At 42.1% G+C, this 23,893-nt stretch carries 21 protein-coding genes; all 21 read left to right on the top strand.

The features are described from left to right. Positions 1-11 precede the first annotated feature (11 nt). Positions 12-2,318 (top strand): translation initiation factor IF-2, encoded by a 2,307-nt coding sequence (infB, locus tag KHA99_RS05145; protein WP_213116323.1) that lies wholly within the window; start codon positions 12-14, stop codon positions 2,316-2,318. Next, positions 2,318-2,596 carry a DUF503 domain-containing protein gene (locus tag KHA99_RS05140; protein WP_213116913.1) on the top strand — a complete coding sequence of 93 codons (279 nt, stop codon included), beginning with the start codon at positions 2,318-2,320 and terminating at the stop codon, positions 2,594-2,596. The genes infB and KHA99_RS05140 overlap by 1 nt, the downstream gene beginning before the upstream one ends. A 17-nt stretch (positions 2,597-2,613) precedes the next feature. Then, positions 2,614-2,985, top strand: a complete 372-nt coding sequence (gene rbfA / locus KHA99_RS05135) for a 30S ribosome-binding factor RbfA (RefSeq protein WP_213116322.1) — start codon at positions 2,614-2,616, stop codon at positions 2,983-2,985. A 106-nt stretch (positions 2,986-3,091) separates the two neighbouring features. Next, positions 3,092-4,012 carry a tRNA pseudouridine(55) synthase TruB gene (gene truB / locus KHA99_RS05130; protein ID WP_213116321.1) on the top strand — a complete coding sequence of 307 codons (921 nt, stop codon included), beginning with the start codon at positions 3,092-3,094 and terminating at the stop codon, positions 4,010-4,012. 30 nt (positions 4,013-4,042) lie between these two features. Continuing rightward, the gene (gene ribF, locus KHA99_RS05125; protein WP_213116320.1) at positions 4,043-5,005 is read left to right on the top strand and encodes a bifunctional riboflavin kinase/FAD synthetase; all 963 of its coding nucleotides are present in this window, start codon (positions 4,043-4,045) and stop codon (positions 5,003-5,005) included. Positions 5,006-5,164: 159 nt separating this feature from the next. Then, positions 5,165-5,434 (top strand): 30S ribosomal protein S15, encoded by a 270-nt coding sequence (gene rpsO, locus KHA99_RS05120; RefSeq protein ID WP_213116319.1) that lies wholly within the window; start codon positions 5,165-5,167, stop codon positions 5,432-5,434. 220 nt (positions 5,435-5,654) lie between these two features. Beyond that, on the top strand, positions 5,655-7,772 hold the full coding sequence (gene pnp, locus KHA99_RS05115) for a polyribonucleotide nucleotidyltransferase (RefSeq protein WP_213116318.1): 2,118 nt from the start codon (positions 5,655-5,657) through the stop codon (positions 7,770-7,772). Between the two features lie 116 nt (positions 7,773-7,888). Next, complete coding sequence (locus tag KHA99_RS05110) at positions 7,889-8,836, top strand: polysaccharide deacetylase family protein (RefSeq protein ID WP_213116317.1); 948 nt, start codon at positions 7,889-7,891, stop codon at positions 8,834-8,836. Positions 8,837-8,936: 100 nt separating this feature from the next. Further along, a complete protein-coding gene (locus KHA99_RS05105) occupies positions 8,937-10,175 on the top strand; it encodes a M16 family metallopeptidase (RefSeq protein WP_213116316.1) in 1,239 nt (412 codons plus the stop codon). Between the two features lie 105 nt (positions 10,176-10,280). Further along, entirely contained in the window at positions 10,281-10,523 is a 243-nt protein-coding gene (locus KHA99_RS05100; protein WP_213116315.1) for a YlmC/YmxH family sporulation protein, read from the top strand. Positions 10,524-11,249: 726 nt separating this feature from the next. After that, positions 11,250-12,152, top strand: a complete 903-nt coding sequence (dpaA, locus tag KHA99_RS05095) for a dipicolinic acid synthetase subunit A (protein ID WP_213116314.1) — start codon at positions 11,250-11,252, stop codon at positions 12,150-12,152. Next, positions 12,149-12,748, top strand: a complete 600-nt coding sequence (gene dpaB / locus KHA99_RS05090; protein WP_213116313.1) for a dipicolinate synthase subunit B — start codon at positions 12,149-12,151, stop codon at positions 12,746-12,748. The genes dpaA and dpaB overlap by 4 nt, the downstream gene beginning before the upstream one ends. 186 nt (positions 12,749-12,934) lie before the next feature. Beyond that, positions 12,935-13,984 (top strand): aspartate-semialdehyde dehydrogenase, encoded by a 1,050-nt coding sequence (asd, locus tag KHA99_RS05085; protein ID WP_213116312.1) that lies wholly within the window; start codon positions 12,935-12,937, stop codon positions 13,982-13,984. A gap of 24 nt (positions 13,985-14,008) precedes the next feature. Then, complete coding sequence (gene dapG / locus KHA99_RS05080; RefSeq protein ID WP_213116912.1) at positions 14,009-15,253, top strand: aspartate kinase; 1,245 nt, start codon at positions 14,009-14,011, stop codon at positions 15,251-15,253. Between the two features lie 69 nt (positions 15,254-15,322). After that, positions 15,323-16,195: a 4-hydroxy-tetrahydrodipicolinate synthase gene (dapA, locus tag KHA99_RS05075; protein ID WP_213116311.1), complete on the top strand. Its 873-nt coding sequence runs from the start codon at positions 15,323-15,325 to the stop codon at positions 16,193-16,195. A 132-nt stretch (positions 16,196-16,327) separates the two neighbouring features. Further along, positions 16,328-17,995 (top strand): ribonuclease J, encoded by a 1,668-nt coding sequence (locus tag KHA99_RS05070; protein ID WP_249366430.1) that lies wholly within the window; start codon positions 16,328-16,330, stop codon positions 17,993-17,995. Between the two features lie 134 nt (positions 17,996-18,129). Beyond that, positions 18,130-18,885, top strand: coding sequence for a ClpP family protease (locus tag KHA99_RS05065; RefSeq protein ID WP_213116310.1), 756 nt, complete (start codon positions 18,130-18,132; stop codon positions 18,883-18,885). After that, on the top strand, positions 18,882-19,100 hold the full coding sequence (locus tag KHA99_RS05060) for a YlzJ-like family protein (protein ID WP_213116309.1): 219 nt from the start codon (positions 18,882-18,884) through the stop codon (positions 19,098-19,100). The genes KHA99_RS05065 and KHA99_RS05060 overlap by 4 nt, the downstream gene beginning before the upstream one ends. Positions 19,101-19,241: 141 nt before the next feature. After that, positions 19,242-21,590, top strand: coding sequence for an FtsK/SpoIIIE family DNA translocase (locus KHA99_RS05055; RefSeq protein ID WP_213116308.1), 2,349 nt, complete (start codon positions 19,242-19,244; stop codon positions 21,588-21,590). 212 nt (positions 21,591-21,802) lie between these two features. Then, the gene (locus tag KHA99_RS05050) at positions 21,803-22,528 is read left to right on the top strand and encodes a GntR family transcriptional regulator (RefSeq protein ID WP_213116307.1); all 726 of its coding nucleotides are present in this window, start codon (positions 21,803-21,805) and stop codon (positions 22,526-22,528) included. 84 nt (positions 22,529-22,612) lie between these two features. Further along, positions 22,613-23,698, top strand: coding sequence for a BMP family lipoprotein (locus tag KHA99_RS05045; RefSeq protein ID WP_213116306.1), 1,086 nt, complete (start codon positions 22,613-22,615; stop codon positions 23,696-23,698). Positions 23,699-23,893: the final 195 nt, after the last annotated feature.

The following is a 23,893-nucleotide window of genomic DNA, read 5'->3' as shown; positions in this document are numbered from 1 at the left end:
GGGTGAAAATAATGAGTAAAATGCGTGTTTATGAGTATGCAAAAAAACATAACCTATCTAGTAAAGAAATCATTACAAAATTAAAAGAAATGAACATAGAGGTTTCAAATCATATGGCAACTCTAGAATCATCAGATATTAAAAAGCTTGATGCTGCCTACAATAAAAAGGAAACTAAAGAGCAGCAGAAAAAGACTGGAAATACAGCCGAACAAAACCGAAACAATAACAATAACAATGGTCGACAAACTCAGCAAAAGGTTCAGACAAAGCCTCAGGTGCAGACTAAAACGACGCCAAAGGCTTATGAGGAAGATGATGAAAAACTTGTCGTGCCTTCCAAAGTAAAGGTTGCTCCGGGAGCACCAAAAGCCAAAGAAGGCAAAAAACATGAACAGGAATTTCAATCCAAAGAAAATAAAGCATTTCAAGCTGGGAAAAACAAAAATCGTCCCCATAATAATCAACAACAAAATCGTAATCATCAACAAAATAAGAAGCGGAATCATCAACAAAACCATACGCAGCAATCCCAAGCGCCGCAAAAGAAGAAAGAGAAGGAGCTTCCAGCTAAAATTACCTTCAGTGAATCTTTAACGGTTGCAGAACTGGCCAAGAAGCTGCACAGAGAGCCTTCTGAAATAATCAAAAAGCTGTTCCTGCTTGGCATCATGGCAACAATCAATCAGGATTTAGACAAAGATGCGATTGAATTAATTGCCGGTGAGTATGGTGTCGAGGTCGAAGAAGAAATTAAAGTTGATACGACCGATTTAGAAATTTACTTCACAGAGGATACAGCGGAAAACCAAGTGGAACGCCCTGCTGTTGTGACAATCATGGGACACGTTGACCATGGTAAAACAACCTTGCTTGACTCCATCCGAAATACAAAAGTTACCGAGGGAGAGGCAGGCGGAATCACTCAGCATATTGGTGCCTACCAGGTAATCGAAAACGGTAAGAAAATTACATTCCTTGACACACCTGGACACGCTGCGTTTACAACAATGCGGGCCCGTGGTGCGCAAATTACAGATATTACAATCCTAGTGGTTGCTGCTGATGACGGAGTTATGCCGCAGACAGTAGAAGCAATTAACCATGCTAAGGCAGCTGAAGTTCCGATTATTGTTGCTGTTAATAAAATGGATAAACCAGCAGCAAATGCCGACCGGGTTATGCAAGAGCTTACTGAGCACGGTTTAGTAGCCGAGGCCTGGGGCGGGGATACTATTTTTGTTCCGCTTTCCGCTAAAACAGGTGAGGGAATCGACAGTCTTCTTGAAATGATCCTGTTAGTAAGTGAAGTAGAAGAATATAAAGCAAATCCGAAACGGAATGCAGTAGGAACTGTCATTGAGGCTAGATTGGATAAAGGACGCGGATCCGTTGCAACCTTGCTTGTTCAGAATGGAACGCTAAAAATTGGCGATCCAATTGTCGTCGGTAATACATTCGGACGTGTACGGGCAATGGTGAACGATTTAGGACGCCGGGTTAAGGATGCAGGTCCATCTACACCGGTTGAAATTACCGGACTAAGTGATGTACCTCAGGCTGGAGACCGCTTCGTTGTATTTGACGATGAGAAAACAGCCCGTCAAGTTGGAGAATCACGTGCTCAAATCGCATTGGTTGCCCAGCGCGGTGAAAAAACCCGTGTCAGCCTAGACAATCTCTTTGAACAATTAAAGCAGGGAGAAATGAAGGATCTGAATGTCATTTTGAAATCAGACGTTCAAGGTTCTGCAGAGGCGTTAGCTGCTTCCTTGCAAAAAATTGATGTCGAAGGTGTAAACATCAAAATTATCCATAATGGAACAGGTGCCATTAACGAATCTGATATCACGCTCGCGGCTGCTTCAAACGCCATAGTCATCGGCTTTAATGTTCGTCCTGACGTGAATGCCAAACGTGCAGCAGATGCGGAAAAAGTAGATGTCCGTTTGCACCGCATTATTTATAAAGTCATTGAAGAGATGGAAGCGGCCATGAAGGGTATGCTTGATCCGGAATTTGTTGAGAAAGTTATCGGTCAGGCTGAGGTCCGCCAGACATTTAAAGTTTCAAAGGTCGGAACGATTGCCGGTTCATATGTAATCGACGGAAAAATTACCCGTGATAGCGGTATTCGTGTCATTCGTGATGGGGTTGTTATTTTTGAAGGTGAGATTGATGCCTTAAAACGCTTCAAGGATGATGCCAAGGAAGTATCCCAAGGCTACGAATGCGGTATCACCATTAAGAACTTTAACGATGTTAAAGAGGGAGATATTATTGAAGCGTTTGTAATGGAGGAAATCGAGCGGAAATGATAATCGGCGCCGCCGTTTGTGAATGCATCATTTACGAAGCACATTCCTTAAAAGAGAAGCGAGCTGTTTTACAGCGAATTCTAACTCGTTTAAAACAAAAATTTAATGTGTCAGCAGCAGAGGTTGATTATCACGATGTCTGGCAGCGAACAAAAATAGCCATTGTCGCTGTTACAGCAGCGCGGGTCTCAACAGAGCATGAGCTGCAGAATGCATTAAAACTAATTGACTCATTTCCAGAGATAGAAAGAACAGTCACCGAAATGGAATGGCTTTAAATGAAGAGGTGAATTGAATGAGCCACAGACCAAATCGTGTTGGAGAGCAAATGAAAAAAGAACTGAGTGACATTATCGGACGCAAGATAAAAGATCCTCGGATTGGTTTTGTGACCGTTACAGACGTTCAGGTAACAGGCGATTTGCAGCAAGCTAAAGTTTTTATTTCGGTATTGGGTGATGATGAACAGAAGGAGAATACGCTTAAAGGCCTTGCAAAAGCAAAAGGATTTATTCGAAGCGAAATCGGCCATCGTATTCGCCTTCGCAAAACTCCGGAAATTATCTTTGAATTCGACGAATCCATTGATTATGGGAATCGCATCGAAACACTTCTTCATGATTTACATTCCGACGGAAGCCCGATGGAAAAAAATGAAGAAGAATAACTCATCTTATACCAAATAGTTTGCATATCCTCACAAATGAGGAAAATGGATAGACGAAAAAGTCTATCCATTTTTTTCGGGGATAACAGGAAAGAGGTTGTGAAAATTGGAAGGCATTTTACCATTATTGAAGCCGGCGGGGCTTACCTCTCATGATTGTGTTTTTAAATTACGGAAAATCTTAAAAACAAAGAAAATCGGTCATACTGGAACACTTGACCCTGATGTAACCGGAGTTCTCCCAATCTGTATCGGGAAAGCGACAAAAATAGCCGAGTATATTACAGATGCAGGCAAGGCGTATGAAGGGGAAGTAACCATTGGTTTTTCCACGACAACGGAAGATGCTTCTGGTGAAGTGGTAGAAAAGAAAATGGTTAACCGGACCATCAGCCGCGAAGAAATTCTAAAGGTACTGCAGTCGTTAACCGGCGAAATTGAGCAAACACCGCCAATGTATTCCGCCGTTAAAGTGAATGGGGTCCGTCTTTATGAATATGCCCGAAAAGGGATTGTGGTGGAACGCCCATCGAGGAAAGTAATGATTTATTCGATTAACCTTATGGATGAGAGGACTGAATTTGCTGGCGAAACCATCAGCTTCCGCTTTCGGGTTAGTTGCAGTAAAGGCACTTATATTCGAACCTTGGCTGTCATGATTGGTGAGGCCTTGGGGTTTCCAGCGCATATGTCGAAATTGGTAAGGACGCAATCGGCTTCGTTCACGCTTACTGATTGCCTAACGCTTGAAGAAGTGGAAAGGTTTATGGCTGAAGGGAGCATTTCACAGGTTTTACGACCATTGGAATCGGCACTTTCTCATTTGCCGAAAATGCGGATTAATGATAAAGTAGCAGAGAAAGTGAAAAACGGTGCACTTTTAGAAATTCCAGAGAATTTAAAAACTTGTGACGGACCTATTATTGCCGAAACGGCTGAAGGGCTGGCGCTTGCTATCTATGCAAAGCATCCCAATAAGCAAGGCCTCTTAAAGCCGATGAAGGTTCTAAGAAATGAACTCGAATAAAGGTTCCTGTATAGAAAAGGTGAGTTTCAGTTGGAAGTAAAAAGATTAAGTTTTCCACTAAATGTGTCAGATCTGCGGGCGCTGCCTCCCTTATCAATGGCCCTTGGCTATTTCGATGGCGTGCATCGCGGACATAGGCAGGTAATACTTGAAGCAAAGAAGCAAGCTGATGAACAAGGACTGTCAAGCGCAGTCATGACTTTTGACCCTCATCCTTCAGTGGTTTTAGGGAAAAATGAAAAGCATGTAAAATCCATTACCCCATTAGCAGAAAAAATCAAAATTATCGAGGGAATGGGTATTGATTATCTTTTTGTCGTTCACTTTACCGTTGAATTTGCCAATCTTCTGCCTCAAGAATTTATTGATCAATACGTCATCGGGCTGAATGTGCAGCACGCGACCGCAGGCTTTGATTTTACCTACGGCCGGATGGGCAAAGGGACGATGGAGACCATTCCATTTCACTCAAGAGAGAAATTTACCTTTTCTGTTATACCGGAATTTACCGAGGGGAACGAAAAGGTGAGCTCGACCAGAATTCGCCGACTTCTTAAAGAAGGGACTGTTGAGGAACTTTCGCACCTTTTGGGAAGGTATTACACAACTTCAGGGCATGTCGTCCATGGCGATAAACGCGGACGGACCATTGGTTTTCCGACGGCAAATATTGAATTAAATGATGAATACATTATTCCCCCTACAGGTGTTTATGCGGTAAGGATGATGGTTAGCGGCATTATGCATAATGGTGTTTGCAATGTTGGCTATAAGCCTACCTTTAATAAGGAGGCAGTCAAGCTGTCGATTGAAGTTCATTTATTTGATTTTCATAAGGATATCTATGGGGAGGATGCCGTAATTGAGTGGCATCTATTCCTACGAAATGAACAAAAGTTTTCTGGAATAGAAGAGCTTGTAAAGCAAATTGAAAAAGATAAAAATAAGGCTTTGGAATATTTTGCGGCAAAACACAAGCTACTTGATGTATAGAAGAAGAGAAGTTTTCCTATAATATATGATGGATTGAACTTGCATTTTGCGACAAAACATTGTATTCTTAAATACGTACTAAATGAACCTTTGCTTGGCAAGTCGAATCACCGACGCTTGCTCGGCATGAGGGGATTGAGAAATAGGAGGTGAACCTGGATGGCAATCACACAAGAACGTAAAAACGAAATCATCAATGAGTATAAAACTCATGAGAACGACACAGGATCTGCTGAAGTTCAAATCGCTGTCCTTACAGAATCAATCAACAATTTGAACGAGCACTTACGTACTCACAAGAAAGATCATCACTCACGCCGTGGTCTTTTGAAAATGGTTGGTAAACGTCGTAATCTTTTGACTTACCTGCGTAACAAAGATGTTCAACGTTACCGCGTGTTAATCAATAAGCTTGGTCTACGTCGTTAGTTTACAGAAGCGGGATTTTTCCCGCTTTTTTGTTAGCTTTTAAAAGTTATTGAATATTTCATACATAATTTTTAAGTCATGATTTTTTGTGCATACTAATACTAATTTGGTTTGACATCACAAGCGTTTTCGCTTTTTTATAGTTACATTAGAAAGATGATACCAGCGAATAGGTTTCGCGTCATCCTCCTAAGTGATTTAGATAGAGAGGGGTAAAAATATGGATCAGCAAAAACATGAGTATTCCATGGAATGGGCCGGCCGTAAACTGACGGTTGAAATTGGCCAGCTTGCCAAGCAGGCAAATGGTGCAGCCTTGGTCCGTTATGGAGACACAGCCGTTCTAAGTACGGCTACAGCGTCTAAAGAACCTAAAAACTTGGACTTTTTTCCATTAACAGTGAATTATGAGGAAAGATTATATGCAGTCGGAAAAATTCCTGGTGGCTTTATCAAGCGGGAAGGACGTCCAAGTGAAAAAGCCATCTTGGCAAGCCGTTTGATTGACCGGCCAATCCGCCCGCTTTTCGCCGATGGTTTCCGAAATGAAGTTCAAGTCATCAGCATTGTCATGAGTGTGGATCAGGATTGTTCTTCAGAAATGGCCGCTATGTTCGGGTCATCACTTGCTTTATCGGTATCGGATATCCCGTTTGAGGGCCCGATTGCCGGCGTCGTAGTCGGCCGCGTAAATAATGAATTCGTGATCAATCCAACGGTGGAGCAGGCTGAAAAGAGTGACATCCATCTAACGGTTGCCGGTACAAAGGATGCTATTAACATGGTTGAAGCAGGGGCCGATGAGGTACCTGAAGAAATCATGCTCGAGGCAATCATGTTTGGTCATGAAGAAATCAAGCGGTTAATTGAATTCCAAGAGAAAATCGTTGCTGAAATCGGCAAAGAAAAAAGGCAGATAAACCTGTATGAGCTCGACAAGGAGCTTGAAGCAAAGGTACGAGAAATGTGTGAAACAGACATGATCAGTGCCATTCAGGTTCAAGAGAAGCATGCTAGAGAAGCTGCCATCACTGATGTGAAAAATCGAGTATTGGCTCATTTCGATGAGCAGGAAGTTGCCGATGATGAGCGAAAACAGGTTAAACAAATTTTGGACAAGATGGTCAAAGGTGAAGTCCGCCGCTTAATCACGGTTGAAAAAGTCCGTCCAGACGGCCGAAAGATTGATGAGATTCGTCCTTTATCATCCCAAGTAGGGATCCTGCCGCGTACCCATGGTTCGGGGTTATTTACAAGAGGACAAACCCAAGCGTTAAGCATTTGTACCCTTGGTGCAATGGGGGATGTGCAAATTCTTGATGGTCTTGGGATTGAAGAAGAAAAACGCTTTATGCACCATTACAATTTCCCTTCCTTCAGCGTTGGGGAAACGGGACCAATCCGCGGGCCAGGCCGCCGCGAAATCGGTCACGGTGCTTTAGGGGAACGTGCCCTCGAACCGGTAGTTCCAAATGAAAAGGATTTTCCATATACAATCCGCTTAGTATCCGAGGTTCTTGAATCAAATGGTTCTACCTCACAGGCAAGTATTTGTGCCAGTACATTAGCCATGATGGATGCCGGTGTACCGATTAAAGCACCTGTTGCCGGTATCGCTATGGGTCTTGTGAAATCTGGTGAACATTATACCGTTTTAACGGACATTCAAGGGATGGAAGACCATCTTGGTGATATGGACTTTAAAGTAGCCGGTACAGCAAAAGGTGTTACCGCTCTGCAAATGGACATTAAAATTGAGGGTCTTTCCCGTGAGATTTTAGAGGAAGCATTGCAGCAGGCCAAGGTCGGAAGAATGCAAATCCTTGATTCCATGCTTGCTACGCTTGCTGAACCAAGACTTGAACTTTCACGTTTTGCGCCAAAAATTCTGACGATGGCGATTAATCCGGATAAGATCCGCGATGTTATTGGACCTAGTGGGAAGCAAATTAACAAAATTATTGAAGAAACTGGGGTTAAGATTGACATCGAGCAGGATGGAACCATTTTCATTGCTTCAGCTGACTCAGAAATGAATCAAAAAGCAAAGCAAATTATCGAAGATATTGTCCGTGAAGTTGTGGTCGGGCAATTGTATCTTGGTAAAGTAAAACGGATTGAAAAATTCGGTGCTTTCGTCGAAATCTTTGCTGGTAAAGACGGCTTAGTCCATATTTCTGAACTGGCCGAAGAGCGGGTAGGAAAAGTGGAAGATGTCGTGAAAATCGGCGACGAAATTTTAGTGAAAGTGACCGAAATTGATAAACAAGGCCGCGTTAATTTATCACGTAAAGCTGTCCTTAAGGAACAGAAGGAAAAAGCTGAACAAAATCAATAATCGTTCAAAAAGTCAGGAGGCCGCTCCTGACTTTTTCTTTTTCTATTGGCCTGCTTTATCATCGTTCTACCTTGTCCCTGCTCGTCATAATCTGTATAGAAGGGGGAAGAGGAAGAATGAAAAAAAAGATAATTATCGCGGTAATTGTGCTTGCTGCTTTCCTGATTGTAAATAGTCCAATTGTACATAATTATGTTTCCGCCTTAAAGGGATCAGCACTTCCAGCAGTAAAGGAGACGGATTCCTTATACCAAAGCATTGTAAAAAATGCGCCTGAATATGAGAAACCACCTTCAGATGCGAAAATCGATCCGGTTTGGAAGGCGATACCGGGATACAATGGCCTTGTAGTTGACCTAGCTGCTTCTTATCAAAATATGAAAAAGAAAGGCACTTTTGATGAGAAGAAGCTTGTCTTTAAACAAGTGAAGCCTAAAGTGCAGCTTAAGGATCTGCCGCCCTCACCTATTTATAAGGGGCATCCCGATAAACCGATGGTCAGCTTTATCATTAATGTTGCATGGGGAAATGAATATTTATCAGATATGCTGGCAACGTTAAAAAATCATAACGTATCGGCAAGTTTTTTTCTAGAAGGCAACTGGGCAAAAAAGAATCCTGAGTTGGCCAAAATGATTATCAGTGCCGGGCATGAGGTAGGAAACCATTCATATTCCCACCCGGATATGGCAAAGCTTACAGCTGCCCAGACCAGAGAACAAATGGTGAAAACCAATGAAATTATCGAAGCGGTAACTGATAAAAAGACAGAATGGTTTGCTCCTCCGAGCGGCAGTTATCGCGACGAAACAGTCAAAATCGCTGACGAATTAAACATGAAAACAGTCATGTGGACGGTAGATACAGTGGACTGGAGAAAGCCATCTCCAGACGCCTTGATTAATAGGGTTATGGGCAAGGTTAGCAATGGTTCGTTAATCCTTATGCATCCAACTGAATCGACGGCGAAATCTTTAGATCGATTAATTACCTTAATCGAACAAAAGAATTTACAGATTGGGACGGTTTCTGAATTAATGAGCGAGGAAAGGGTCATAAAATAAATTGAGGGAAGAAATACCTAAAAGTTGGAGAATATAGTGATTATAGGTATAATTAACAATTGGGAAGTAGCATCTGCTGTTTATAGACAGGAGGAAGTCGATGATTAACAAATACACGTGCCAAAATGGAGTAAGAATTGTATTAGAACAAATCCCTACCGTAAGGTCCGTTGCCATTGGTATCTGGATTGGAACGGGATCAAGAGATGAAAATCCTGAGACAAACGGGATTTCCCATTTCCTCGAACATATGTTTTTTAAAGGAACCACTACCAAAACTGCCAAAGAAATTGCGGAATCCTTTGACAGCATTGGCGGTCAGGTAAATGCGTTTACCTCAAAGGAATACACATGCTATTACGCTAAGGTACTTGATACCCATTCAAAGTTTGCTTTAGACGTATTGGCAGATATGTTCTTTAACTCTACCTTTGTGGAAGAGGAATTAAAGAAAGAAAAAAATGTGGTTTTAGAAGAAATAAAGATGTATGAAGATACACCTGATGATATTGTCCATGATTTGCTGAGCAGGGCTGTTTATGAAGACCATCCGCTTGGCTATCCAATTCTTGGTACAGAAGAAACATTGAACGCTTTTACAGGCAATTCGTTAAAGGAATATATCCATGAAAGATACACACCTGAGAATGTTGTGATTTCGATTGCAGGTAATGTTCCAGAAAGCTTCATTCAAGAAGTGGAAGCCTACTTTGGCTCCTACCAAGGCGGAAGCAGAACAGTACAAGAAAATGTTCCTGTTTTCCATGCCAACCGGATCTCACGGAAAAAGGAAACTGAACAGGCGCACCTTTGTATCGGGTTTAAAGGATTAAAGGTTGGTCATGAAGATATTTATAGCTTAATTACCTTGAATAATATTTTGGGTGGAAGCATGAGCTCCAGATTATTTCAAGAGGTACGTGAGCAAAGAGGATTAGCTTATTCCGTTTTTTCCTATCATTCTGCTTATCAAGACAGCGGCATTGTGACTATTTACGGCGGTACCGGGGCAAAGCAATTAAATGTATTGTTTGATACTGTTCAGGAAACGCTTGATAAATTAAAACAAACAGGTATAACGGAAAAGGAATTAACGAACAGCAAGGAACAGCTGAAGGGCAGTCTTATGTTGAGTCTGGAAAGCACGAACAGCCGGATGAGCCGGAACGGAAAAAATGAACTTCTTTTAAAACGCCACCGCTCGCTTGATGAAATCATTGAACAAATTGATGCAGTGACAAAAGAAAGCGTAGACAAAATGGCAAGGGATGTATTTACCGATAAGTATTCCGTATCGTTAATCAGCCCTGACGGAGAATTCCCAACCAATTTAGTATAATTAAAGAAATAAACAGTTTGCCTCGGTGAACTGTTTTTTTCTTTATTCTAAATAAGGACTTCCCTCTATAAATATATAGTAAGTGAGGAATAGGGGGCGGCTTATATGAGGTTGAGTGAATTAAGCGGAAAAGAAATTGTCGATGTAAAAAAAGCAGAGCGACTTGGTGTCTTGGGCCAAACTGATCTAGAAATAAATGAAAACACAGGTCAGATCCAGGCGCTCTTAATCCCTTCCGTCAAATGGTTTGGATTGAGAAAGCAAGGGGATGAAATAAGAGTACCCTGGCAGCACATTAAAAAGATTGGATCAGATATGATCATCATCGATGTTCCGGAAGAAGATTAATATTGATGGTCCCTGCTAATGGGCCTGATGATTTCCGCTCCGGGCACTCGCTTTCCGCGGGGAGGTCCTGAAGCCTCCTCGGCGCTTTTTGCGCCTGCGAGGTCTCCAGTGACCTCTATTTCCCGCAGGAGTCGAGTGCCCTCCGCTCCAATCATCAGGGTATCCAAATCAACCTAAAGGATTGCAACACACATTTTGCATCGTTTCTAAGTGTGTTGCAATCTTTTTCATATTTTGGCAGTCTGCAGTCGAGTAGCGATTTTTCGCGTGGTACTAATTCATCTATAAAAAGGAAATTATTCACTTTAGCTATACTTTTTTTGCTGAAACATTTATTTCACCACTTATTTATATTATTTATTGTGAGTTAAATGTCCTAATTGAAAACCTGTTGATTGGAGAGAAGGAGCGAAGACTCCTGCGGGAGTACGGGGCTGGGGAGACCCCGCAGGCGCTTTAGCGCCGAGGAGGCTCCCCGGCACGCCCGCGGAAAGCGAAGCTCCTGGAGCGGAAATCAACAGACCTATTTAAAGCCTCTATATTAATAACATTTAATAAGTAGAAAAAAGACAGCCTGAAGCCCAAGCAATTTAATTTGCTTGGGCTTTTTTGCATATTCCCGCGTGGAAAACTCACCGATTGAAACTTTCTTACATAAGATGGGGAAGTGATAAAGAACAAAGGAAAATTGAATGGATTCTTTAAAAAAAGAAGGTGAATGTTTTCATGCTGACAGGGATGCAGATAGCCGTTATTGGTGGAGATGCCAGGCAGCTGGAAATTATCCGAAAGTTAACGGAATTAGATGCTAAACTAGCATTGATTGGATTTGAACAGCTTGACCACGCCTTTACCGGTGCAGTCAAGGAGAAAATTTCCGAGGTTGACTTTTCGAATATCGATGCCATTATTCTGCCAGTTGCTGGCACAAATTTAGAAGGTCAAGTAGAGACGATTTTCTCCAACGAGAAAGTGGTCTTAACAGAGGATATTCTTTCGAAAACTCCTGAGCATTGTACCATTTATTCAGGAATCAGCAATTCCTATTTAAACGGGATTGTTGAGCAAACAAGCAAAAAACTAGTCCAGTTGTTTTCAAGAGACGATGTAGCCATTTATAATTCGATTCCTACTGTTGAAGGAACGCTTATGATGGCCATCCAGCATACTGACTTTACGATTCATGGTTCTAATGTAACTGTCTTAGGATTGGGACGGTGCGGTATGAGTATTGCAAGGGCGTTCCATGCATTAGGGGCAAAAGTAAAAGTCGGGGCAAGAAAAAGTGAGCATCTTGCTAGAATTACGGAAATGGCACTGACACCGTTTCAATTAAGCAATATCGAAAAGGAAGTGTCGGGTACAGACATTTTAATCAATACAATTCCGCTGCCAATTGTTAATGCAGCAGTAATTGCCAAACTACCCGCACATACCATAGTAATCGACATTGCCTCAAAACCGGGAGGAACCGATTTTCGTTACGCAGAAAAGAGAGGAATCAAAGCCCTCCTTGCACCCAGCCTGCCTGGAATTGTCGCTCCCAAAACAGCGGGGCAAATTTTAGCAGATGTCCTATCCCAGCTGCTTTCAGAGACAGAACCAGATCGAAAGGGGAATGGAAAATGAGTTTAAAAGGTAAAAGAATTGGTTTTGGATTAACGGGTTCACATTGTACGTATGACGCTGTTTTTCCGGAAATTGAAAAACTGGTGCAGGCTGGCGCAGAGGTGGTTCCGATTGTAACCTTTACGGTTAAAAATACCGATACCCGCTTTGGAAAAGGCGAAGATTGGGTCCAGCGAATTGTCGATTTAACTGGCAATAACCTAATTGATTCCATTGTAAAGGCAGAACCGTTAGGACCGAAAATGCCGCTCGATTGTATGGTAATTGCTCCTTTAACTGGAGTATCGATGAGCAAGTTTGCAAATGCCTTGAATGACAGCCCTGTTTTAATGGCGGCAAAAGCAACGCTTCGAAATCTAAAGCCGGTTGTCTTAGGTATTTCCACGAATGACGCTTTAGGGTTAAATGGGGTAAACTTGATGAGACTGATGGCCACTAAAAACATTTTCTTTATTCCTTACGGACAGGATGACCCTATTAATAAACCAAATTCGATGGTCGCGAGAATGACAATGCTTCCGGAAACAGTGGAAGCAGCAATGGAAGGTAGACAGATTCAGCCGGTATTGGTTGAAAGATACAAAGATGAGGACTAAATTCCTTTCCCTTCATTAAAAAAGGTTATTTCTTTCAAATAATATGATAAAATAAATTAATCTTTCATCAGTGGGTTAATAAGTTAATCCGCTGATGAAAACAATTCATAAAAATATTACTATACTGGCAGCAAAATAACTTAAACTTAAGGAATAACCGGCCAGTGAATAGGAAGGGGAACTAGAATGAGTCATCAAAATGGATTTCACGTCGCAGTTGTCGGAGCAACAGGCGCTGTTGGCCAACAAATGATCCAAACTTTAATGAAAGAAAATTTTCCAATTAGAGAGTTAACCCTGCTTTCCTCCGCTCGTTCGGCAGGAAAAAAGGTCGATATAAATGGCAGTGAATATACAGTGCAAGAAGCAAAGCCAGAGAGCTTTGAGGGTGTAGATATCGCATTGTTCAGTGCGGGTGGAAGCGTCTCCAAAAAATTAGCTCCTGAGGCAGCAAAACGCGGTGCAGTTTGCGTTGATAACACCAGTGCATTCCGTATGGACACCGATATTCCTTTAGTTGTTCCAGAAGTTAATGAAAAAGACTTATTTGAACATAATGGAATCATTGCTAATCCAAACTGTTCTACCATCCAGATGGTGGTTGCTTTAGAACCAATCCGTCAAAAGTTTGGCTTGAAAAAAATTATTGTTTCCACCTACCAAGCTGTTTCTGGCTCAGGTGCTGCAGCGGTGGAAGAACTTCTTCAACAGACAAAGGCAATTTTAAATGAAGAATCGTATGAACCACAAATTTTACCTGTGAAATCTGATAAAAAACACTATCAGATTGCTTTTAATGCGATTCCGCAAATTGATAAATTCCAGGAAAATGGCTATACCTATGAAGAAATGAAAATGATTAATGAAACCAAAAAGATCATGCATCTTCCGGAGCTTCAGGTTTCTGCAACTTGTGTCCGCCTGCCTGTAGCTGTGGGACATTCAGAATCTGTTTATTTTGAAATCGAAGAAGATAATGTAAGCGCCGCTGACATCAAAGCGCTTCTTAAGGATGCACCTGGAGTAATTTTGCAGGACGACCCGGAAAACCAAGTTTATCCAATGCCGGCTGACTGTGTTGGAAAGAATGATGTCTTTGTAGGAAGAATTAGAAACGACCTTGATGAACCAAAAGGATTCCACATGTGGGTTGTTTCCGACAATCTTCTTAAAGGAGCAGCATGGAACTCCGTACAAATTGCGCAAAGATTAGTGGAATTAGGGCTTGTAAAATAGAGAAGGCAGGTTTTGGTGTTTACCATGAAAATCATTGTTCAAAAATTTGGCGGAACCTCCGTCAAAGATGAAACTAGCAGGAAATATGCACAGGGACATATCGAAAAAGCATTGGCTGAAGGCTATAAAGTAGTCGTTGTCGTATCCGCGATGGGAAGAAAGGGCGATCCTTATGCAACTGACACGTTACTGTCCCTGATTGGCGGCAATACAAGTAACATTTCTAAACGTGAGCATGATTTATTGCTATCCTGTGGAGAAGTAATCTCTAGCATTGTGTTTACGAATATGCTGCTTGAGAGCGGTATTAATGCAACGGGATTAACTGGGGCTCAAGCAGGGTTTAGAACCAATAACGACCATACCAATGCCAAAATTGTCGAGATGAAGTGCGACCGCTTGCTTAGGGAACTGGAAAGCCATGATGTCGTCGTGGTTGCCGGATTCCAAGGAGCAGCAAAAAATGGCGATGTGACGACGATTGGCCGCGGCGGCAGCGATACATCCGCTGCTGCCTTGGGAGCAGCACTTAATGCTGAATGGATTGATATTTTTACCGATGTAGAAGGAATTATGACTGCTGACCCGCGCATTGCCGAAAATGCCCGGCCATTATCGGTTGTTACCTATACAGAGGTTTGTAATATGGCCTATCAGGGAGCAAAGGTCATTCACCCTAGGGCAGTTGAAATCGCAATGCAAGCAAAGGTTCCGATTCGGATTCGTTCCACTTATTCAGAATCCGAGGGAACATTAGTGACTACTTTAAATAAAAATAATCGCGGCAGTGACATCAAGGAACGGTTGGTAACGGGAATTGCCCATGTTTCGAACGTTTCGCAAATAAAGGTTTTTGCCAAAAAGGAACAGTACTACCTGCAGGCAGAAGTATTTAAAGCGATGGCAAATGAGAAGATTAGTGTGGATTTTATCAACATTTCTCCAAGTGGAGTTGTATATACGGTTACAGAAGAAATGACAGATAAAGCAATCCGGGTACTAAATGAATTGGGACACGAGCCAGAGGTTGAACGTCATTGTGCCAAGGTTTCCGTAGTGGGTGCCGGGATCGCAGGAGTGCCGGGGGTTACTTCAAAAATTGTAACTGCCCTTTCAAATCAAGGAATCCGGATTCTGCAATCGGCAGACAGCCATACGACGATCTGGGTCCTTGTCAAGCAGGAGGATTTAGTAAAATCAGTAAACGCCTTGCATAGTGCCTTTCACCTTGAAGATGAATCACTAGAATTAAATAGCTTGGATTTTTAAGAAAACCTTTTGAATAGGAAGTTGGAAGCACCAGATTTGGGGAGCGAAAGTTTCGAAAGGAGTAATAAAATGGTTCATTTCGGGCGAGTATCCACTGCAATGGTAACGCCTTTTGATAAGAAAGGGCATATTGACTTTGGCAAAACCACGAAGCTAATTAATTATTTAATTGATAATGGTACAGATTCACTTGTTGTGGCAGGTACAACAGGTGAATCACCAACCTTATCGAAAGAAGAAAAACTGGCATTATTCAGCCATGTTGTGAAAGCCGTAAATAAGCGAATCCCTGTTATTGCCGGAACAGGCAGCAATAATACGTACGCATCAATCGAGATGACAAAAAAAGCGGAGCAGGTCGGTGTGGACGCTATTATGCTGGTCGCACCGTATTACAATAAACCGAATCAAGAGGGTCTATACCAGCATTTTAAAGCAATTGCCGAATCAACTACCCTTCCGGTAATGGTCTACAATATCCCGAGCAGGTCGGTCGTGACAATTCACCCAGATACGATTATCCGCTTGTCAAAAATACCAAATATTGTGGCTGTGAAAGAAGCGAGTGGAGATTTAAATGCCATGACGCACATAATTGCTAATACCGATGATGACTTTGCATTATACAGCGGCGATGACGCAGTCACGCTGCCTGTGCTGTCCATCGGGGGCGCAGGGGTTGTTTCAGTTGCCTCTCATGTCATTGGCAATGAATTACAAGAGATGGTAAAAGCATTTTTTGACGGAGAAAATCAACTGGCAGCCAAATTACATCAGCGTCTGCTCCCGATGATGCAGGGATTATTTGCTGCACCAAGTCCAGCACCTGTGAAAACAGCCCTGCAAATCAAAGGCTTGGATGTTGGATCCGTCAGATTGCCGCTAGTGGGATTAACAGAGCAGGAACGTGCTAATTTGATTGAAATTTTAAATGAGAAATAAATGCGAAGAAACCAACCGCCAAAAGCTCGGTTGGTTTTTTCCTTTTTTACCATTGTAAAGGTTTTCCGATTTCAAGTATAATAAACCTAACTGATTTCGATCGGAGCAACTTAGGTTTAGGAGGAAAAGGATTTGATAAAGAAAAAAAATCAATCCATCAAGATTATTGGACTTGGTGGAATAGGGGAAATCGGAAAGAATATGTATTTGGTGGAAGTGGACAAGGACATATTCGTCATTGATGCTGGGCTAATGTTCCCCGAGGAAGAAATGCTGGGCATTGACATGGTTATACCTGATATTACCTACTTAAAGGAGAATAAGGACCGGGTTAAAGCAATATTTTTAACGCATGGCCACGAGGATCATATTGGAGCGCTTTCCTATATACTTCGGCAGATCAATGTGCCTGTCTACGGAATGAAACTGACACTTGCACTGGCAGGAGCCAAATTAAAGGAGCAGGACTTTAATGGAAAAGCTAACTTTATCGAAATAGATTCCAATATGGTTCTCGATTTAGATACTGTCCAAGTAAGCTTCTTCAGAACAAATCATAGTATTCCAGATTCAGTTGGGGTTTGTATCCACACTTCAGAAGGAATCATTGTTTACACGGGCGACTTTAAATTTGATCAGGCAGCCACCAGGCTTTATAGGCCGGAGATTGGAAAAATGGCAGCCATCGGTGAACAAGGTGTATTATGCTTGCTGTCAGACAGTACCGAAGCTGAAAAGCCGGGTTATACAACGTCTGAAGCGATTGTCGAGCGCGAATTGTCGAACGCGTTTTACAATGCACCGGGGCGGATTATTGCTGCCTGCTTTGCATCTGATATTAATAGAATTCAGCATATTTTTAATGCTGCCAAGGAGAACAACCGTAAAGTCGCAGTAGTTGGAAAAAGTCTTGAACGAATTTACCACATCGCCATGGATTTAGGTTATTTAGAGGTGGCGGATGATTTAATCATATCTATTGATGAGATTAAGAATTATCAAGACAAGGAAATTGCCGTCTTGATGACTGGGAGCCAGGGTGAACCTATTGAGGCTCTGCAAAAAATGGCCAAGCAGACACACAAGCTAATCAATATCCAGCCCGGTGATACTGTCTTGATAGCAGCCTCGCCGCTAAAGGGCAGCGAAGTATTTTTATTTAAAACAATTGATATGCTGTTTAGAGCGGGCGCTAATGTTGTTTCCGGAAAACGACCCATCCATGTTTCAAGCCATGGCAGCCAAGAAGAATTAAAATTTATGATTAACCTAATGAAGCCTAAATTCTTTATTCCTGTTCACGGCGAATACCGGATGTTGAAAGCCCATCGGAAAATTGCAATGGAATGCGGTCTTCGCGATGAGCAGATTTCCATTCCTGATCGCGGTGACGTGGTGGAGTGGAAGGATGGGAAGATTGCCATTACAGGTAAAGTGCCATCCGGAAATGTTCTGATTGATGGAATTGGCGTAGGCGATGTAGGGAACATTGTGTTGCGGGACCGTAAATTATTGTCTCAGGATGGCATATTAATAGTTGTCGTCACCCTGACAAAGCAGGAAAAGAAAATTGCCGCCGGACCAGAAATTATCTCAAGGGGATTTGTTTATGTCCGGGAGTCTGAAAAGTTAATGGATGACTCCACTAAATTAGTCCGTGATATCGTTGAAAGAAATATTGCCAAGGAAAGCTTTGAATGGTCCAGCTTAAAGCAGGAAATTAGAGATGAACTAAATCGCTACCTCTTTGAAAAGACAAAAAGACGGCCGATGATTCTGCCTATTATAATGGAAGTATAAACTTATAGGGGCCTGCCCCCGCTGCTTAAGATCCACGCAGCGGGGGAAAGGCCCTTTTTGATGTTTATTTTTCAAGCATGAATTTATTTCATAGGCAAATACTAAAAGATATCATGCTTGAAGGGAGTATTGGGATGAATAACAATTTTATTAGAAATGATGCGGAGAATCCAGGAGGCGCTGAGCCGCAAAAAGAGGAAAAATCTGCTTCTCCGTTAATAGAAAAAATACAGCAACTAGGTCAAACGAATGTCCCGCAATTATCCGCCGATTCAAAAATTCACTGTTTGACAATCGTGGGACAAATTGAGGGGCATATGGCGCTTCCACCGCAAAACAAAACGACGAAATATGAACATATTATTCCTCAGCTTGTAGCGATTGAACAAAACCCGAATATTGAAGGATTATTGATTATCTTAAATACGGTAGGCGGTGATGTTGAGGCGGGACTCGCCATTTCGGAAATGCTGGCCACTTTATCGAAACCAACCGTTTCGATTGTTCTTGGCGGCGGCCATTCAATTGGAGTTCCGATCGCTGTTTCCTGCACGTACAGCTTTATTGCAGAAACAGCAACGATGACAATCCATCCAATCCGCTTGACAGGACTGGTCATCGGTGTCCCTGCAACCTTTGAATATCTGGACAAAATGCAGGAGCGGGTTGTTAGTTTCGTAACCAAGCATTCAAAAATACCGGAAGAAACCTTTAAAGAATTAATGTTTGCTAAAGGGAATTTAACGAGAGATATTGGAACAAACGTGATTGGTGAAGAAGCTGTGAAATATGGGTTGATAGACGAAGTAGGGGGCCTCGGCCATGCGATGAAGAAACTGAATGAATTGATTGAGTTAAAAAAGGATGAAAATAAGGGACTGATTCAATGATTTTATATACGATGATGCCGCAGGAGCTAATATTCCCTTATGATGCAGATGCCTTCAAAAATCAGCAAACGATTTCCTACCAGGGCATCCCTTTATTGGTCGAGCAAACAGACCAGCAAAATTATCAAGTCATTCGAGTATTAAGTAGTGATCCGCAGCATTTTTTGAATGATCAGATTTGCCCTGGTGCAAAAATTTCTTTTTCTAATCTATAAGGATAAAGGAAAACTATTAACGCATTATGGTATAATAAGGGTAAAGAGACAAGAGCAGCCAAAATAAGGCTGCTTTTCTGCCTTTATCACAAAAAAGTCGAGGCATCATTAGAATAAAATCAATAATATAAAGGTGATTGAATGGCCAAAAAAAAGAAACGACAACCGAAAAGACGAGATACCCAGTTAAAACGGACGGTCCAATATGAATTATCGGCACTGGCAATCCTAGCATTAGCGATTATTTCAATTGCAAAGCTTGGGGCAGTCGGCAGAGCAACCGTCCTGTTCTTCCGTTTTTGGATGGGTGAATGGTATATGCTTAGTTTACTGGGGCTGGTTATACTGAGTATTTATTTAATGTGGAAAAGGGAGATTCCATTTTTCTTTCATATTAAACTTGTAGGCAGTTATTTTATTGTTTCAGCTATTCTTCTATTGAGTCACGTTACATTGTTTGATTTGCTGAGCAATAATGGGAAATTTAAGAACCCCAGTGTCATCAACAATACATGGGAGTTATTCATGATGGAGGTCCGGGGGGAAACCAGTACACATGATCTCGGTGGAGGAATCCTTGGGGCCATATTGTTTGCTCTGTTTCATTATTTATTTGCAGAAACCGGTACAAAAATCATTGCCTTTATTTTTATTTTAGTAGGGTTTATTTTATTAACCGGCAAATCATTTGGCGATTTCGTAGCAAAAATTTTGATGGGGGTTTTTGGCTTTTCAAAAACCCAGTGGCAAGCCTTTAAAACGGATGTAGCCGAATGGAAAGAGAAACAGCAGGAAAGGCGGACCGAGCGTAGCAATCAAAGAAGGCAGGCCCAAGAAAACAGGCGGACTCAGGAGACTGCCGTAAATGTTCCCGGACCACGGGCGGCTACGGACGAAGCTGTCATCCCGGAACCGTTAATCTCCAATTTTGCGGACCGGGCATATCAGGAGGAGCTGCCTAGGGAAAGACCGCAGCGAGAGCCGGCAAAGAGCAGAAGGAGCAAGCAAGAGGAACCGGAGGAAGATATTACTCCACCTATCTCATTTGCTGAAGTGGAAAATGCCGCCTATGAATTGCCGCCGCTCAGGCTTCTGAAACTTCCAAAGAAAACCGATCAAAGCGGTGAATATGAGCTAATCAACAAGAATGCAGCTAAACTGGAAAGAACCTTTCAAAGCTTCGGGGTCAAAGCACGCGTCACTCAGGTTCACCTAGGGCCTGCGGTCACAAAATATGAGGTTCATCCTGATGTCGGTGTAAAAGTCAGCAAAATCGTCAGTCTCAGCGATGATTTGGCATTAGCACTGGCAGCGAAGGATATTCGAATGGAAGCCCCTATTCCCGGAAAATCAGCGATTGGAATAGAGGTGCCAAATTCGGAAATTGCCATGGTTTCACTGAGAGAGGTATTGGAGGCAACCCAAAATGACAAGCCGGATGCCAAGTTGATGATAGGTCTCGGCAGGGATATTACCGGCGAAGCAGTAATGGCTGAACTTAATAAAATGCCCCATCTGCTTGTAGCTGGAGCGACAGGAAGCGGTAAAAGTGTCTGCATCAATGGTATTATTACCAGCATTCTGATGAGGGCCAAGCCTCATGAAGTGAAATTAATGATGATAGATCCAAAAATGGTCGAGCTTAATGTATATAACGGGATACCCCATCTGCTTGCGCCAGTTGTGACAGAACCCAAAAAGGCCTCCCAGGCCTTGAAAAAAGTGGTCAGCGAGATGGAAAGAAGATATGAATTATTTTCTCACACCGGAACAAGGAATATTGAAGGCTATAACGACCATGTTAGAAAACATAATCTTGAAGAAGATGATAAGCAGCCGTTATTACCGTATATTGTCGTTATAGTGGACGAGCTAGCCGATTTAATGATGGTTGCCTCTTCAGATGTAGAGGATTCCATCACTCGTCTAGCGCAGATGGCCCGTGCGGCCGGGATTCATCTTATTATTGCGACCCAGCGCCCTTCGGTCGATGTCATCACCGGGGTCATCAAGGCAAATATTCCTTCACGGATCGCATTCGCAGTATCAAGCGGAACAGACTCACGCACGATCCTCGATATGGGCGGGGCGGAAAAGCTTCTTGGCAGAGGGGACATGCTTTTTATGCCGGTCGGTGCCACAAAACCCGTCCGCGTCCAAGGCGCCTTCCTCTCCGATCAAGAAGTAGAGGACACGGTTGAATTTGTTATCTCCCAGCAAAAGGCCCAATATCAGGAGGAAATGATCCCTGATGATATTCCAGAGGCTACTGGCGAGGTTGAAGACGAATTATATGACGAGGCAGTTGAATTGATTGTTGATATGCAAACAGCATCTGTATCAATGCTGCAGCGCCGCTTCCGGATTGGCTATACAAGAGCAGCAAGACTGATTGACGAAATGGAGCTCCGCGGAGTGGTAGGGCCATATGAAGGAAGCAAACCTAGGGCGGTCTTAATTACTAAGCCAAACGAAGAAAAAAGCTCATAAAAAAGAGTCTTAGGACTCTTTTTTTATTCTATTTTTATCGGGAATTGATAAGATAGTAATAGTGGTGAATAATGATTTTTATGATTTCGTCTTTTTTCGACAAAATTATGAATTTCTATTTATTTCTCACAGAAAACATGATAAGATTATTGCGATTAGTAGGAATGATATCAGAGGTCTGATGTCTAAGGAAAAGGCTGGAGGAAAGCAGCATGTCCATCAAGTCAGATAACCGGCATTTATATTTACAAGTAATCGATCGGCTTAAGCAGGATATTGATGACGGGATATACAAAGAAAAAGAAAAACTGCCATCGGAATTCGATCTTGCCAAGCAGCTTGGTATTAGCAGGGCTACACTTCGAGAAGCTCTAAGGATTCTTGAAGAGGAAAATGTGATTATCAGGCGCCATGGGGTTGGTACGTTTGTTAACGCAAAGCCATTGTTCACATCAGGGATTGAACAGCTTAGCAGTGTTACTGACATGATTAAACAGGCTGGCATGAAACCAGGAACCATTTTCTTAAAGTCATCAACTCAAAGCCCAACGGAAGAGGATATACGTCGTTTCTCATGTTCCGCTGATGAGGAAATGGTCGTGATTGAGAGAGTAAGAACCGCAAATGGGGAACCGGTCGTTTATTGCATTGACAAGGTCCCATCACATATACTGCCGGAAACCTTTTTACATGGTGAAGAATCAATCTTCAACATTTTGGTAGAAGAGGCCAACAGAAGGATTACATATGCGGTTGCCCAAATCGAGCCAATTGGCTATCATGAGAAAATTTCCCCAATATTGGAATGTGATCCCGAAACTGCATTGTTGGTTTTAAAACAGATGCATTTCGATGAAATGGATGAACCTGTCCTTTTTTCAGTAAACTATTTTAAAGCGGACAAATTTAGTTTTCATGTTCTAAGAAAACGTGTTTAATTTTTTTTAATTGGCAATGAAAACGTAATCAGTCCATGCTTTAACATTTCTACTAACAAACAACATTCTTAGGGGGAAAATACCTTGAAAAAGCGTAAAGTTGGAATGGCGCTATCACTTGTTCTTGCTGCTGGAACACTATTAGGTGCTTGTGGAAAAAGTGATGACAACAAAGGAACTGAAACATCAAAAGGCGGAGAAAAAGGAAAAGCATTCTCTGTAGCAATGGTTACTGACGTCGGCGGTGTAGATGACAAATCCTTTAACCAATCAGCGTGGGAAGGTCTTCAAAAGTTCGGTAAAGATAACGGCATGAAAGAAGGAAAAGGCGGTTATTCTTACCTTCAGTCTAAATCAGATGCTGACTATGCAACAAACTTAAATACTCTTGCTCGCCAAGATTTTGACTTAGTATATGGAATCGGCTTCTTAATGCAGGCAGCCGTTGAAGAAATTGCAAAACAACAAAAAGACCATCATTTTGCAATCGTTGACGCTGAAGTAAAACAGCCAAACGTAGCAAGTATCCTTTTTAAAGAGCAGGAAGCAGCATTCCTTGCGGGTGTAGCGGCTGCTTTAACAACAAAAACAAACCATATCGGTTTTATCGGTGGTATGGAAATTCCAGTTATCGAACGCTTTGAATCAGGCTTCCTTGCTGGTGTAAAAGCTGCTAAACCAGAAGTACAGGTTGACGTTCAATATTCTGGTGCATTTGACAAGGCAGAATTAGGGCAATCTATTGCATCCAAAATGTACTCTTCTGGTGCAGACGTTGTCTTCCACGCAGCTGGTGCTACTGGTAACGGTCTGTTCAAAGAAGCAGTTGACCGTAAAGCGAAAGAACCAAGCAAAGACTTCTGGGCGATCGGGGTTGACCGTGACCAAGCTGACATGGGACCAGACGTTGTCTTAACATCTGCATTAAAGCGTGTTGACGTAGCAGTTCAAGACTTGTCCAAAAAGTCAATGGATGGCAACTTCCCTGGCGGCGAAGTGGTATTATACGGTTTACATGAAGATGGCGTAGGTTTGGCACCAATTAACGCAAAGGCTCCAAACAAAGATGCGATTGATAAAGCGGTTAAAGAATATATTGAAAAAATCAAATCCGGTGACTTAAAAGTTCCTCAAACTCGTGATGAATTGAAAAACTTTAGTGCAAAATAAAACTACTAACAGGGAATAAGCGGATATTATCGAGATAATCCGCTTATTCCTTCTTAATGAAATCTTAATTGAAGTGCAGAAATGATTTTCTGCCTTTCAATTAAGGTTTTAATGGGGAGATATCCCTGTTTTTTAAATCTTGGAAAGGTCTGACCTCTTACTTTTATTGGTCGAAATTTCCATCACCTTTATTAC

The sequence above is a fragment of the Neobacillus rhizophilus genome (assembly GCF_018343535.1).
GTDB lineage: Bacteria > Bacillota > Bacilli > Bacillales > Cytobacillaceae > Neobacillus > Neobacillus rhizophilus.
The sequence above is the reverse complement of the archived record's forward strand: the minus strand, read 5'-3'. Positions and strand labels throughout refer to the sequence as shown.

What these genes read in the sequence shown, in the direction of transcription:
- infB (WP_213116323.1), top strand. Translation starts at nt 12, where the DNA reads ATGAGTAAAATGCGTGTTTATGAGTATGCAAAAAAACATAACCTATCT.
- rbfA (WP_213116322.1), top strand. Translation starts at nt 2,614, where the DNA reads ATGAGCCACAGACCAAATCGTGTTGGAGAGCAAATGAAAAAAGAACTG.
- rpsO (WP_213116319.1), top strand. Translation starts at nt 5,165, where the DNA reads ATGGCAATCACACAAGAACGTAAAAACGAAATCATCAATGAGTATAAA.
- pnp (WP_213116318.1), top strand. Translation starts at nt 5,655, where the DNA reads ATGGATCAGCAAAAACATGAGTATTCCATGGAATGGGCCGGCCGTAAA.
- KHA99_RS05110 (WP_213116317.1), top strand. Translation starts at nt 7,889, where the DNA reads ATGAAAAAAAAGATAATTATCGCGGTAATTGTGCTTGCTGCTTTCCTG.
- KHA99_RS05105 (WP_213116316.1), top strand. Translation starts at nt 8,937, where the DNA reads ATGATTAACAAATACACGTGCCAAAATGGAGTAAGAATTGTATTAGAA.
- KHA99_RS05100 (WP_213116315.1), top strand. Translation starts at nt 10,281, where the DNA reads ATGAGGTTGAGTGAATTAAGCGGAAAAGAAATTGTCGATGTAAAAAAA.
- dpaA (WP_213116314.1), top strand. Translation starts at nt 11,250, where the DNA reads ATGCTGACAGGGATGCAGATAGCCGTTATTGGTGGAGATGCCAGGCAG.
- dpaB (WP_213116313.1), top strand. Translation starts at nt 12,149, where the DNA reads ATGAGTTTAAAAGGTAAAAGAATTGGTTTTGGATTAACGGGTTCACAT.
- asd (WP_213116312.1), top strand. Translation starts at nt 12,935, where the DNA reads ATGAGTCATCAAAATGGATTTCACGTCGCAGTTGTCGGAGCAACAGGC.
- dapG (WP_213116912.1), top strand. Translation starts at nt 14,009, where the DNA reads ATGAAAATCATTGTTCAAAAATTTGGCGGAACCTCCGTCAAAGATGAA.
- dapA (WP_213116311.1), top strand. Translation starts at nt 15,323, where the DNA reads ATGGTTCATTTCGGGCGAGTATCCACTGCAATGGTAACGCCTTTTGAT.
- KHA99_RS05065 (WP_213116310.1), top strand. Translation starts at nt 18,130, where the DNA reads ATGAATAACAATTTTATTAGAAATGATGCGGAGAATCCAGGAGGCGCT.
- KHA99_RS05060 (WP_213116309.1), top strand. Translation starts at nt 18,882, where the DNA reads ATGATTTTATATACGATGATGCCGCAGGAGCTAATATTCCCTTATGAT.
- KHA99_RS05055 (WP_213116308.1), top strand. Translation starts at nt 19,242, where the DNA reads ATGGCCAAAAAAAAGAAACGACAACCGAAAAGACGAGATACCCAGTTA.
- KHA99_RS05050 (WP_213116307.1), top strand. Translation starts at nt 21,803, where the DNA reads ATGTCCATCAAGTCAGATAACCGGCATTTATATTTACAAGTAATCGAT.